11 protein-coding genes are annotated in these 14,157 nt (G+C 38.6%); 10 read left to right on the top strand and 1 reads right to left on the bottom strand.

Annotated elements, in window-relative coordinates:
• Positions 1-87 precede the first annotated feature (87 nt).
• The 8 genes from MHH85_RS17315 (at position 88) to MHH85_RS17280 (ending at position 11,860) form a co-directional block, all read left to right on the top strand.
• Positions 88-1,293, top strand: coding sequence for an acetyl-CoA C-acetyltransferase (locus tag MHH85_RS17315; RefSeq protein ID WP_340707868.1), 1,206 nt, complete (start codon positions 88-90; stop codon positions 1,291-1,293).
• Complete coding sequence (locus MHH85_RS17310; protein ID WP_193738332.1) at positions 1,293-2,147, top strand: 3-hydroxybutyryl-CoA dehydrogenase; 855 nt, start codon at positions 1,293-1,295, stop codon at positions 2,145-2,147. Before MHH85_RS17315 ends, MHH85_RS17310 begins: the two co-directional genes overlap by 1 nt.
• Positions 2,148-2,162: 15 nt before the next feature.
• On the top strand, positions 2,163-3,299 hold the full coding sequence (locus MHH85_RS17305) for an acyl-CoA dehydrogenase (protein WP_193738333.1): 1,137 nt from the start codon (positions 2,163-2,165) through the stop codon (positions 3,297-3,299).
• 34 nt (positions 3,300-3,333) lie between these two features.
• Positions 3,334-4,470, top strand: a complete 1,137-nt coding sequence (locus tag MHH85_RS17300; RefSeq protein WP_053417911.1) for an acyl-CoA dehydrogenase — start codon at positions 3,334-3,336, stop codon at positions 4,468-4,470.
• Between the two features lie 3 nt (positions 4,471-4,473).
• Complete coding sequence (locus MHH85_RS17295; RefSeq protein WP_193738334.1) at positions 4,474-5,106, top strand: TetR/AcrR family transcriptional regulator; 633 nt, start codon at positions 4,474-4,476, stop codon at positions 5,104-5,106.
• A gap of 147 nt (positions 5,107-5,253) precedes the next feature.
• Positions 5,254-8,502 (top strand): fused isobutyryl-CoA mutase/GTPase IcmF, encoded by a 3,249-nt coding sequence (gene icmF / locus MHH85_RS17290; RefSeq protein WP_193738335.1) that lies wholly within the window; start codon positions 5,254-5,256, stop codon positions 8,500-8,502.
• 1,060 nt (positions 8,503-9,562) lie between these two features.
• On the top strand, positions 9,563-10,114 hold the full coding sequence (rpoE, locus tag MHH85_RS17285) for a DNA-directed RNA polymerase subunit delta (protein WP_370588291.1): 552 nt from the start codon (positions 9,563-9,565) through the stop codon (positions 10,112-10,114).
• Between the two features lie 153 nt (positions 10,115-10,267).
• Complete coding sequence (locus MHH85_RS17280) at positions 10,268-11,860, top strand: CTP synthase (protein WP_193738337.1); 1,593 nt, start codon at positions 10,268-10,270, stop codon at positions 11,858-11,860.
• Between the two features lie 284 nt (positions 11,861-12,144).
• On the opposite strand, the gene MHH85_RS17275 is transcribed toward MHH85_RS17280, so the two are convergent.
• Positions 12,145-12,663: a DUF2529 family protein gene (locus tag MHH85_RS17275; protein WP_340707867.1), complete on the bottom strand. Its 519-nt coding sequence runs from the start codon at positions 12,661-12,663 to the stop codon at positions 12,145-12,147.
• A gap of 139 nt (positions 12,664-12,802) precedes the next feature.
• On the opposite strand from MHH85_RS17275, the gene MHH85_RS17270 reads away from it, so the two are divergent.
• Together MHH85_RS17270 and MHH85_RS17265 are read left to right on the top strand one after the other, a co-directional pair.
• Positions 12,803-13,162 (top strand): response regulator, encoded by a 360-nt coding sequence (locus tag MHH85_RS17270; RefSeq protein WP_038180081.1) that lies wholly within the window; start codon positions 12,803-12,805, stop codon positions 13,160-13,162.
• Between the two features lie 96 nt (positions 13,163-13,258).
• Positions 13,259-14,113 carry a class II fructose-bisphosphate aldolase gene (locus MHH85_RS17265; RefSeq protein WP_038180079.1) on the top strand — a complete coding sequence of 285 codons (855 nt, stop codon included), beginning with the start codon at positions 13,259-13,261 and terminating at the stop codon, positions 14,111-14,113.
• The last annotated feature ends 44 nt before the right edge of the window (positions 14,114-14,157 follow it).

The raw sequence follows: 14,157 nt of genomic DNA, 5'->3' as shown, positions 1-14,157 counted from the left end.
GCGTTCAGTCGAGAGATTAATTGAATTCTCGTTTCTTTAAAAAGAATAATGTAAGCGTATGCATAACGAAGACAAGGGGTGTCTGATTTGGCAAAAACAGTGATTTTAGATGGTGCGCGAACAGCATTTGGGAAATTTGGTGGAGCATTAAGTACTCTTACTGCCAGTGATTTAGGAGGAGTTGCTATTCAAGCAGCTTTGCAAAGAGCAAACATCCTACCACATCAAGTAGATGAAGTTATTATGGGGAGTGTATTACAAGCAGGCCAAGGTCAAATACCGTCTCGGCAAGCTGCTTCAAAAGCCGGAATTCCGTGGTCGGTGAAAACAGAAACAGTGAATAAGGTTTGCGCATCGGGATTACGTAGTGTGACATTAGCCGATCAACTGATTCGTTTAGGGGACGAGGAAGTTATCGTAGCAGGTGGCATGGAGTCAATGTCAAATGCGCCTTACTATTTACCAAAAGGTAGGTTTGGCTTACGCATGGGAGATGCAACTATGATAGACGGCATGGTCTATGACGGCTTATCTTGTGCATTCGATCCACAACATGTACATATGGGAACATACGGAGACAGCACAGCAAAAGAATTTTCACTCTCAAGAGAAGTGCAAGACGAATGGGCGTATCGTAGTCATAAAAGAGCATTAGATGCAATTGACACTGGTAAATTCGCAGAAGAAATTGTGTCAGTGACGATTCCACAGCGCAAAGGAAATCCGTTAGAAATTGATACAGATGAAGCGCCAAGAAGAGATACGTCACTTCAATCTTTAACAAACCTTAGAGCAGCGTTTACGACTGAGGGTACGATTACAGCTGGAAATGCACCGGGTATTAATGATGGAGCTTGTGCAGTAGTTCTTATGAATGAAGAACGTGCTAAAGCAGAAAATCATACACCACTTGCATACATTTTAGGGCACGCAGAAGTTGGGGTAGAACCACAGCACTTTCCACAAACGCCAGGCTTAGTCATCAACAAAATTTTAGAAAAGACAGGGAAAGCATTACAAGAAATCGATTTATTTGAAATTAACGAAGCGTTTGCAGCTGTTGCGCTAGCAAGTAATCAAATTGCAGCTCTAGATGAAGAGAAAGTTAATGTCAATGGTGGGGCAGTAGCATTAGGGCATCCGATTGGGGCATCAGGTGCACGAATTATTCTGACTTTAGCTTATGAATTAAAACGTCGTGGCGGAGGTATTGGTATTGCGGCTATTTGTTCTGGCGGAGGCCAAGGAGATGCCATCATGATTGAAGTACCAAAAACGGGGGGATTCGAGTAATGAGTATTCAGAAAATAATGGTAATTGGAGCCGGTCAAATGGGCTCTGGTATCGCACAAGTATGCGCGCAAGCAGGATTTGACGTAAAACTAAATGATATGAAGGAAGAGTTTTTTGCAAGAGGTTTAGGAACGATTACAAAAAATCTTTCTCGTAATGTTGATAAAGGGCGTATGACGGAGAGTGAAAAAGAAGCCATTCTAGGTCGTCTAACAAAATCTCTTGATATTAATGATGCAAATGATGTTGATTTAGTTATCGAAGCAGCTGTTGAAAATATGGAAATTAAACAATCTATTTTCAAACAGCTGGATACTATCGCACCAGCACATGCTATTTTAGCTTCTAACACTTCATCATTACCGATTACAGAGTTGGCAGCTGTGACTAATCGTCCAGAGCAAGTTATTGGGATGCATTTTATGAATCCTGTACCAGTCATGAAGCTCGTTGAAATTATTCGAGGCTTAGCTACTGCAGATGATGTCTATCAAACAATTGAAGACATGACTAAAAAGCTTGAAAAAGTGCCAGTGGAAGTAAATGATTTTCCGGGGTTTGTTGCAAACCGCATATTAATGCCGATGATCAACGAAGCCATCTACACACTTTATGAAGGTGTAGCAACTAAGGAAGCTATTGATGACGTTATGAAGCTGGGCATGAATCATCCAATGGGACCGTTAACATTAGCAGATTTTATCGGTTTAGATACGTGTCTCTATATTATGGAAACATTATATGAAGGCTTTGGTGATAGCAAATACCGACCATGTCCACTGTTACGTAAATACGTGAAAGCAGGATGGTTAGGTAAGAAATCCGGACGCGGCTTCTACATCTACGAATCTTAAAAGGGGTGTTCCACTATGGAATTGATGTTCACAGAAGAACAACTAATGATGCGCAAGATGGTACGAGATTTTGCGCAAACAGAAATTGCACCAAAAGTTGAGAGCATGGAAAATGGGGAATTTCCACGCGATATACTAGCTAAAATGGGAGAGCTAGGGCTAATGGGCATTACAACACCAGAACAGTACGGTGGAGCAAATATGGATTTTACATCCTATATTATAGCTATAAATGAGTTATCAAAAGTAAGTGCGACAATCGGCGTGATCTTATCAGTCCATACATCGGTTGTGACAAATCTTATTCTTTATTTTGGTAATGAAGAACAAAAACAAAAGTATGTGCCAAAGCTCGCATCGGGACAATATTTAGGTGCTTTTTGTTTAACAGAACCATCTGCAGGATCTGACGCAGGTTCATTAAAATCTAAAGCAGTGAAGGACGGCAATAATTACATTATCAACGGTTCAAAGGTATTTATCACTAATGGTGGAGAGGCAGATGTATATATTGTTTTTGCTTCAACTGATCCATCGCTCGGTTCAAAAGGGATTTCCGCCTTTCTTGTGGAAAAAGAAACTGAAGGCTTAGTGATTGGTAAGGATGAACATAAAATGGGTTTACATGGCTCACGTACAGTTCAATTAAATTTCGATAACATGATTGTCCCTGCTGAAAATTTACTCGGCCAAGTGGGGGACGGCTTTAAAATAGCCATGGCGAACTTAGACGTTGGTCGAATAGGTATAGCTTCACAGGCGCTTGGTATTGCTGAAGCTGCGTTAGAAGAAGCGATTACCTACGCACAACAACGTCACCAATTCGGGAAGCCAATCTCCAATAATCAGGGTGTAGGTTTTAAATTAGCAGATATGGCAACAGCAGTCGAGGCGTCCAGATTACTCGTGTACCGTGCAGCAGATTTACGTAACAAAGGATTAACCTGTGGTAAGGAGGCATCTATGGCAAAGCTTTTCGCTTCAAAAACTGCTGTAGAAGTAACAACAGAGGCAATTCAGGTATTTGGAGGATATGGCTATACAATGGACTATCCGGTTGAACGTTTTTTCCGAGACGCCAAAGTAACGGAAATTTACGAGGGTACTAGTGAAATACAACGACTTGTTATAAGCAAACACTTAAACAAATAGGGATGAAAAAACTAAAACAAAGGTGGAAAAAGAGATGAACTTTCAATTATCAGAAGAGCATGAAATGATTCGTAAAATGGTACGTGATTTCGCTGAAAACGAAGTAGCACCAACAGCAGCAGAACGCGACGAAACAGAAACTTTTGATCGTGCAATATTTGATAAAATGGCAGAGTTAGGATTAACAGGTATTCCGTGGCCAGAAGAATATGGTGGTATTGGTTCTGACTTCTTAGCCTATTGTATTGCAGTTGAAGAATTATCTCGTGTTTGTGCTTCGACTGGAGTAACGCTTTCTGCACATACATCTTTAGCGGGATGGCCGATTTATAAATTTGGTAATGAAGAACAAAAACAAAAATACTTACGACCAATGGCTGAAGGTACTAAAATTGGCGGATATGGCTTAACGGAGCCGAGCTCAGGCTCAGATGCAGGTGGTATGAAAACTACAGCAAAATTAGATGGTGATGATTATATTTTAAACGGCTCAAAAATCTTCATCACAAACGGTGGTATTGCTGAAATTTATGTTGTATTTGCTGTTACAGACCCAACAGTTAAGAATGGTACCAGTGCATTCATAGTAGAATCTGATTTTGAAGGTTTCTCGGTTGGTAAAAAAGAAAAGAAACTTGGAATTCGTTCATCACCTACAACTGAAATTATTTTCGATAATTGCCGTGTGCCAAAAGAAAACTTGTTAGGTGTGGAAGGCGATGGTTTTAAAATTGCGATGAAAACTTTAGATGGCGGTCGTAATGGTATTGCTGCTCAAGCAGTCGGTATTGCACAAGGTGCATTAGATGCATCTGTTGCATACGCAAAAGAGCGTGTTCAATTTGGCAAACCAATTACAGCAAATCAAGGTGTATCTTTTAAACTAGCAGATATGGCTACATCTATTGAAGCTTCAAGATTATTGACATATCAAGCTGCATGGTTAGAGTCGAACAATCTTCCTTATGGTAAAGCATCAGCTATGGCGAAATTGATGGCTGGAGATACAGCGATGAATGTAACAACTGAGGCTGTGCAAGTATTTGGTGGCTACGGCTATACAAAAGATTATCCAGTAGAGCGATATATGCGTGATGCGAAAATTACACAAATTTACGAAGGAACTCAAGAGATTCAACGTCTAGTGATTTCTCGTATGTTAACGAAATAATATATGGTAAAAAGACAAAATAAGAGACAAGTAGAATCGTCGGTTAAAGATGAAAGCCTGATAGAGAAGCGCCGGAATGAGATGATTCATGGCGCTGTTAAATTGTTTAAGCTAAAAGGGTTTCACCGTACGACGACTCGAGAAATTGCTAAAGAAGCTGGTTTTAGTATAGGAACGCTTTATGAATATATTCGAACAAAAGAAGATGTACTATATCTAGTTTGTGACAATATTTATCGTGAAGTAAGTTTAAGGTTAGCAAATTTACCGACGGAAGAAGGTACAATAGCAGGCTTAAAAGCATCTATACGCCAATACTTTTTACTTATAGATTCCATGTCAGATGAAATTCTAGTCATGTACCAGGAGTCTAAATCTTTACCAAAAGATGCTTTGCGTTACGTTTTAACAAAGGAACTTGAAATGGTGGGGTTGTTTGAGAATCTATTAGCTGGTTGCGTACAGTCTGGGGAACTGTCGCTATCAGAAAAAGAAATCAACCTTATAGCAAATGATATCGTGGTGCAAGGCCAAACGTGGGCATTTAGACGATGGGCTTTCAGAAGAAATTATACAATTGATGATTATATCGATATGCAAACGACTATTTTCTTAAATGGTATTTTGAAGAAGTAACTCTACGCTGAGTGCACGGTACGAAAACTCAAACTTTTTATATAGTTTTAGTTTCTAGAACCTTGCACATTTTTTGTTCCAATCATTTCAGGGGAATGGTAAGAGAAACAACTTAGTTTTTCGTTCATAACAAGGGGGAGCTTATATATGGTTCAAGCAACAGTATATCGTCCAAAAAATCACGTAAGATTTGTCACGGCTTCTAGTCTTTTTGATGGCCATGATGCATCGGTAAATATTATGCGTCGTATTTTGCAATCGAGTGGTGTCGAAGTAATTCATCTCGGACATAACCGCTCAGTTGAAGAGGTAGTCAACGCAGCAATCCAAGAAGATGCGCAAGGGGTGGCGATTTCTTCTTATCAAGGGGGGCACGTTGAATATTTTAAATACATGCAAGATCTGTTTAGAGAAAAAGGTGCTCCACATATCGGTATTTTCGGCGGTGGTGGAGGAGTAATCTTACCTCGTGAAATTAAGGAACTACATGAGTATGGTATTGCAGGGCTATTTTCACCTGAAGATGGTCGTGAACTGGGATTACAAGGCATGATTAATAAAATGATTGAAAAAAGTGACTTTACTACGATTAAAGAGAACTTAATTAGTAAGTTAGATACATTATCAACGGAACAACCTGAAGTAATAGCACAACTTATCACTGCAGCTGAAGAAGCAAAAGATGGAGAGTTAACAGACTTCCTAGAAAAAGCACGGAGTTTGTCAAAAAACACTCCTGTACTCGGTATAACTGGTACAGGTGGGGCAGGGAAAAGTTCATTGACTGATGAATTGATTCGTCGATTTTTGCAGGAATTCCCGGATAAAAAAGTTGCTATCCTATCAATTGATCCAACGAAGCAAAAAACTGGTGGGGCTCTACTTGGAGACCGTATTCGTATGAATGCTATATTTAATAATCGCGTTTATATGCGTAGTCTTGCAACACGGGGATCTCACTCTGAGCTTTCAGATGCAATTGCTGACGTATTAGATGTTGTGAAGGTAGCAGGATATGATCTAATCGTTGTTGAAACAAGTGGTATCGGTCAAGGGGATGCTGCTATTACAAAAATTTCTGATTTGTCCATGTATGTTATGACAAGTGAATTTGGTGCACCTACTCAGCTTGAGAAAATTGATATGATTGACTTTGCTGATCTAATTGTCATTAACAAATTCGAACGTAAAGGGTCAGAAGATGCGCTTCGACAAGTACAGAAACAATACCAACGTAGCCATGAACTATGGACAAAAAACTTAGATGAAATGCCTGTATTCGGTACAATAGCTAGCCAGTTTAATGACAAAGGAACAAATTCTTTATTCGCAGAGCTTGTTCAAGTTATTAACGAAAAATGTGGTCTTGATTGGGTAACATCTTACGAACATTTTGTGAAAACTCAAAAGCAAGATGTCATCATTCCAAATGATCGACGTTACTACTTACGTGAAATTACAGATGCTATTCGTAATTATCATAAAAAGTCTGAACAGCAAGTTGAATTTGCCCGTAAGCTATTCCAATTAGAAGGGGCAATTACAACTGTTCAGGAGAAAGCACCAGACGATGCATTAATTGCATCACTGACTTCATTAGTGGAGGATATTAAAAATCAATTAACAGCAGAATCAAAGAACATTTTAGCGAATTGGAAAATGCTTAAGGAAGCATACTCAGGAGATGAATTTGTTACAAAAGTACGTGATAAAGAAATCCGTACAATTTTGACAACTACTAGCCTAGCTGGTTTAAAAATTCCAAAAGTAGTATTGCCGAAATTTGTAGATTACGGAGAGATATTACGTTGGGTATATAAAGAAAATGTACCTGGTTCATTTCCATATACGGCAGGAGTTTTCCCTTTCAAACGCGAAGGAGAGGATCCGAAACGCCAATTTGCTGGCGAAGGGACACCAGAACGTACAAATAGACGCTTCCATTACTTATCTAAAGATGATGATGCAAAACGCCTATCAACTGCATTTGACTCTGTAACGTTGTACGGTGAAGATCCAGATTACCGTCCAGATATTTATGGTAAAGTCGGCGAATCAGGAGTTAGTATTTGTACACTAGAAGATATGAAGAAGCTTTATGATGGCTTTGATCTATGTGCACCATCTACATCTGTCTCGATGACAATCAATGGACCAGCTCCAATTATTTTAGCAATGTTCATGAACACAGCTGTTGATCAACAAGTGAAAATTCAAGAAGGTAAATTAGGACGCTGTTTAACTGTAGAAGAATTCACTGATGTTCGTGAAAAAACCCTTCAAGTTGTGCGTGGTACAGTGCAGGCTGACATTTTAAAAGAAGATCAGGGACAGAATACATGTATTTTCTCTACAGAATTCGCATTACGTATGATGGGGGATATTCAACAATATTTCATTGACCAAAAAGTACGTAACTATTATTCTGTATCGATTTCTGGATATCATATTGCAGAAGCAGGTGCGAACCCAATTTCACAGTTAGCATTTACTTTGGCTAATGGTTTCACTTATGTGGAATACTATTTAAGTCGAGGAATGAATATTGATGATTTCGCACCAAATCTATCGTTCTTCTTCTCCAATGGTTTAGACCCAGAATATACAGTAATCGGTCGAGTAGCTCGTCGTATTTGGTCTATTGTTATGCGTGATAAATACGGTGCAAATGAACGTAGTCAGAAGCTAAAATACCATATCCAAACTTCTGGTCGTAGCTTACACGCACAAGAAATCGACTTTAACGATATTCGTACAACATTACAAGCATTGATGGCATTGCATGATAACTGTAATTCATTACACACGAATGCTTATGATGAAGCGATTACAACACCAACAGAAGAATCTGTTCGTCGCGCAATGGCTATTCAAATGATCATTACAAAAGAACACGGGCTAACAAAAAATGAAAATCCATTACAAGGTGCATTCATAATTGAAGAACTAACTGATCTTGTTGAAAATGCAGTATTGGAAGAATTTGATCGAATTAATGATAGAGGCGGAGTTCTTGGAGCGATGGAAACCCAATATCAACGTGGTAAGATTCAAGAAGAATCCATGTACTATGAAATGCTGAAACACTCGGGTGAACTGCCAATCATCGGTGTTAACACATACTTGAATCCAAATCCACCTTCATCAGAAGCAATCGATAGTATGGAAATTGCCAGAGCATCACAAGAAGAAAAAGAAACACAAATTCAAAATCTACAAAAATTCCAAGCAAAACATGCCGATGAAGCTGAAGGCGCTATTCAAAAACTAAAGGAAGTAGCGGTAACAGGAGGCAACATATTTGCAGAACTAATGGAAACAGTAAAATACGCAAGCCTAGGCCAAATCACCAACGCCCTATACCAAGTAGGCGGGCAATACAGAAGGAATATGTGATTAAATGCTGAAGGCGCTCGTAAAGCTGTGAGGTCGTTGGAGGGCGGAAGCCAATGTCGCTTTTTGACTTTGAGTGCCCGACCGAAACGACCCGAACAGCTAGCGCCAGAAGCTGGATAAAATTAAATGCTGAAGCGGCCCGTTGAAAGGAAGATAGCCTAAGTACGCCACGTCCTGTGGCAACGGCTATCTGACCCACATCCTGTGGGCCTCCGACAAGCACTGGAAGGCTCGAATCAAAGGCGCTTTTGCCTTTGACCGAGAATTAAAGAGGACAACCTAAATGCGCAACGTCCTGTCGCGACGGTTGCCTGACTAACATCCTGTTAGCCCAAGTGACCTCGAGGGGCTGGCCGCTGAAGCTGGATAAAATTAAATGCTGAGGACGCCCGTCTAGCTGCGCCAGTCACTGGAGGGCTCGAAACAAAAGCATTACTTAAGCTTTTGTCCGAGAGACCGAAGTGACCCAAGCAGTTGGCGTCCGAAGCTGGATATGGAGATATGTAACTTTAGGAAGGCAACCTAAGTACGCGACGTCCTGTCGCAACGGTTGCCTGACTAACATAACATCCTGTTAGCCTAAGTATGCCACATCCTGAGGCAACGGCTATCTGACCAACATCCTTTTGCTCCAGGACATTCAATAGTATTGTACAAACAAGCTCAATCTAAAACGCCACTTTCAATGCCTATAAAAGTAATGGAAATGTACAATACTATCAAGAGATAAAAATTAGTGGAAAATAAAAAATGAAGGAACTAATCATTTCATTAGCCCCTTCATTTTTATTTTTTGTATAATAAGGAGTAAAACAAATTTTAAGGAGTTCTTGTTTATATGAAAAGCCTACTACATTGTCTATTTATCATAATTTGCCTGGTACTTATATTCTTTTTGTATAACAAGCAATTAGGGGCCATCCCCATCCTTATTTTTTCCATATATCTTTTTGCTATTGGGTATCGACAATTGAGAAATCAAAAAAAGAATAATTGATTGTGGCGTAATCAAAGAAAGATTGTATATAATGGATATTATGTTTATGTATTAAGAAGGGACGTGCACGATTTGAACTTTCGTGAAATGACAAAAGAACAACTATCAGAAGAATCGTTTATCGATTTAGCATACGGAATTTTAGATTCAAAAAAACAACCATTAACTTTCCCAGAACTGATGAAAGAAATCCAAACAATAAAAGGTTGTACTGATGCAGAAGTAAAAGAGCGCTTGCAACAATTTTATACAGACCTTAACATTGAAGGTCGCTTTATTGTACTAGGTGAAAACCGTTGGGGACTTCGCGAGTGGTATGCAATTGAACAAATCGAAGAAGAAACAGCGCCAACAGTAAAAGTCCGCAAGAAAAAAGCTAAAGCTGTAATTGACGATGAAGATGAACTTGAACTTGAAGAAGAAGAATTAGACTTCGATGAAAACTTCGATGAATTCGTTGAAGATCCAACTGAAGAAGATGAGGAAGAGGAAGAATTCGAAGATGTTGCAATCGATGATATCGATGAAGACCTTGATGAAGACTTGCTTGAAGAAGAAGATGAATTCGAAATTGACGAAGAAGATGATGAGTTAGAAGAAGAGGAAGAAGAATAATTTCTTGACTTCTAGCTGAGTTCCATATAATCTTTTACTTGGGCTCCTTAAAAGGAGAATGACCGTATAATTTATACGCTCCCCCTGCATATTATGCGGGAGGAGCGTTTTTTATTTTTTTTATAAGTGTTTAATTTAAAGGAGGAATTGGCTTTGACCAAATATATTTTCGTAACAGGTGGGGTTGTATCATCACTTGGTAAAGGTATTACAGCTGCATCACTTGGACGTTTATTGAAGAACCGTGGATTAGAAGTAACAATCCAAAAATTTGACCCATACATCAATCTTGACCCGGGTACAATGAGCCCGTATCAACACGGGGAAGTTTTCGTAACAGATGATGGCGCAGAGGCAGATTTAGATTTAGGTCACTATGAACGTTTCATCGATATTAACTTAGGAAAACACAGTACAGTAACTTCTGGACGTGTTTACTCTTCTGTTTTGAGAAAAGAACGTCGTGGAGATTATAACGGTGGAACTGTACAAGTTATTCCACATATTACAAACGAAATTAAAGAGCGTATCCAACGTGCAGGTCGTGAAACAAGCGCGGATGTGGTTATTACAGAAGTAGGCGGAACAGTAGGTGATATCGAATCACTACCATTCCTAGAAGCTATTCGACAAATGAAATCAGATCTTGGTGGGGAAAACGTAATGTACATTCACTGTACTTTAATTCCTTACATCAAAGCAGCTGGTGAATTAAAAACAAAACCAACACAACACTCTGTAAAAGAGTTGCGTTCTCTAGGTATTCAACCAACTCTTCTTGTAGTACGTACAGAACAAGAAGTGCCACAAGAAATGAAAGAAAAATTAGCTCTATTCTGTGACGTAAAAGCAAGTAACGTTATTGAATGTCAAGATGCAAAACATTTATATGAAGTACCATTAAACCTACAAGCACAAGGTATGGATGATATCGTTCTTGAACACTTTGGTATCACTGCTCCTCAAGCTGATATGGCTGAATGGACTGAGTTAGTAGATCGTGTATTAAACTTATCTAAAACAGTGAAAATTGCACTTGTTGGTAAATATGTTGAATTACAAGATGCTTATTTATCAGTAGTTGAAGCATTAAAACACGCTGGATACCCAGTAGATGCAGATATTGATGTAGACTGGATCAATTCTGAAGATGTTACAGCTGAAAATGTTGAAGAATTATTGAAAAATGCAGATGGTATCCTTGTACCAGGTGGCTTTGGTGACCGTGGTGTTGAAGGTAAAATCATTGCAACTCAATATGCACGTGAAAATAACGTACCGTTCTTAGGTATTTGCTTAGGAATGCAATTAGCAACTGTTGAATTTGCACGTAACGTTCTAAACTTAGAAGGCGCGCACTCATCAGAACTTGATGCAGATACTAAATACCCTATCATCGATCTTTTACCAGAACAAAAAGACGTGGAGGATTTAGGTGGAACACTTCGTTTAGGTCTTTTCCCATGTAAATTAAAATCAGATTCTAAAGCTATGGAAGCATATGGTGAAGAAATAGTCTATGAACGTCATCGTCATCGTTATGAGTTTAATAACGAATACCGTGAAGCATTCGAAGCAGCAGGATTCGTCTTCTCAGGTACAAGCCCAGACGGCCGTTTAGTTGAAATTGTTGAATTACCAGAGAACAAATTCTTCGTGGCATCTCAATTCCACCCAGAATTTATCTCACGTCCGAACCGTCCACAACCACTATTTAGAGAATTCATCGCAGCAGCAGTTAAATAAATACTGATTTTGCGTAAGACTTGAATATCGTTGTAAGGATCGTATGAAACTGATTTTACAGATATAATTGAGTCACTAGCATACAAATTTCGCTAGCTCAAAATAAAAAGATTTATACAAAGAGACTACTCCACATGTTTAAATGAAGAGTAGTCTCTTTTTTGTAGAAAATAAATAAATTAGACCATACTATAATAGTAATGAAAATTATTGGGCTAACTAAAAAACATCAAAAAACCACTCCAAGAACCTCTAGAGTGGTCTAAAAAAGAGTTGGATTATTACTAATCGTTTGATAGCATTTCGTCATAAGACATTTTCACAGCTTCATATACAAACATAGCGGCGAAACTATATGGCAGCACAATACGTTCACCTGCATCATTAGGCAATAACCCTTTTTTGATGCCCAGAGATACATAGGTATAAGCTAAATCAGCCATCTCGCCACTATCTTCAGCTTTTTCACTTGCAACTACAGCAAATGGAATAAATAAATCGTATAATGAATGTGCCAATTCGAGAGCCTGTGGATCGTTTGCATGACGAGTGAAAATACATACACGGTCTATTGAGACTAATTTTGTATCTTTAGACCAAGGTTTTAATTTTGTAAAAGGTTCTGCACTGTGCAAAGCATTATTTTCAATTGCTTGCATTTCATCAAAACAAGCAAAATATACCGTTCCTTCGGCGACACCTGCTTGCGCTAATAAACGAGCAGTTTCTTCAATTGCTTCTTCTTGACTAGTGGAAATTCTTTGTAAGAGACCGCCGAGCTGTGTCGATAACATTTTCAACATAATATTCACCTCACGGCTTTTATTATAATAATTGTTCATTTTAAATGCAAAATGAATTATTTTAATGTATTAAAAGGGAAAATGAGGTATATTATCGAATAATACGTACGGGGGAATAAAAAAAGGGAGTATGGTAAAGGTGAAAAAAATACTTATAGTAGACGACCAACAAGGAATTCGCTTGCTACTCAATGAAGTGTTCAAGAAAGAGGGCTATGAAACATATCTAGCGGCTAACGGTCTTGAAGCATTGCAATATATAGATAAAATAATGATGGATTGTGTCTTATTAGATATGAAAATTCCTGGTATGGATGGGATTGAAATACTAAAACGTATAAATAAGCAATTACCTGACCTACCTGTACTTATGATGACAGCATATGGAGAGTTGGATTTGATTAAAGAAGCTGAGGCTCTTGGTGCTAAGCATTACTTTACAAAACCATTTGACATCTACGAAGTGCGAGACGTGGTCAATAAAATATTAAAAGATTGATGGTGAGCAGTGGTCAACGACGTATGTTTTTGATATTATGAGTTATGATATTAAGTAACCTTAATACCACGATTCATACTAGAGGAGGAATTTGTAATGGCTTTGGTTTCCATGAAAGAAATGTTGATTAAAGGTAAAAAAGAAGGTTATGCAGTTGGTCAATTCAACATCAATAACCTTGAATTCACTCAAGCTATTTTACTTGCAGCAGAAGAAGAAAAATCACCAGTAATTTTAGGTGTTTCTGAAGGTGCTGGGAAATACATGGGAGGATTTATTGCCGTAGTCCACATGGTAAAAGGCCTGATCGAAAGCTACAAGATCACAGTTCCAGTAGCAATTCACTTAGACCACGGTTCAAGCTTTGAAAAATGTAAGGAAGCAATTGATGCTGGTTTTACATCAGTTATGATTGATGCTTCACACCATTCGTTCGAAGAGAATGTTGAAATCACTTCTAAAGTGGTTGAATATGCACACGCTAGAGGTGTTTCTGTGGAAGCAGAACTCGGCACAGTTGGTGGCGATGAAGATGGAGTAATTGGTGGCATCATGTATGCAGATCCGCAAGAATGTAAAAAACTTGTAGAAGCAACAAACATTGATTGCCTAGCACCTGCATTAGGTTCAGTTCATGGTCCTTATCAAGGTGAGCCAAACTTAGGTTTTAAAGAAATGGAAGAAATTTCAAACTTAGCTGACTTACCATTAGTATTACATGGTGGTACTGGTATTCCTTTAAAAGATATTCAACGTTCAATCTCTCTAGGAACAGCTAAAATTAACGTTAATACTGAAAACCAAATCGCTGCTACAAAAGCGGTTCGTGAAGTATTAGCAAATGACACTAAAGTATATGATCCACGTAAATATTTAATTCCAGCTCGTGATGCTATTAAAGCGACAGTTATTGGCAAAATACGCGAATTCGGAAGTGCTCAAAAAGCATAATTAATCAGGTGAAATGAGGAGAAGTGTTCGGTTAAATTAATCGG

The organism is Viridibacillus sp. FSL E2-0187 (assembly GCF_038006425.1).
GTDB classification, from domain to species: Bacteria; Bacillota; Bacilli; order Bacillales_A; family Planococcaceae; genus Viridibacillus; species Viridibacillus arvi.
This window is presented reverse-complemented; position numbering and strand designations above follow the sequence as displayed.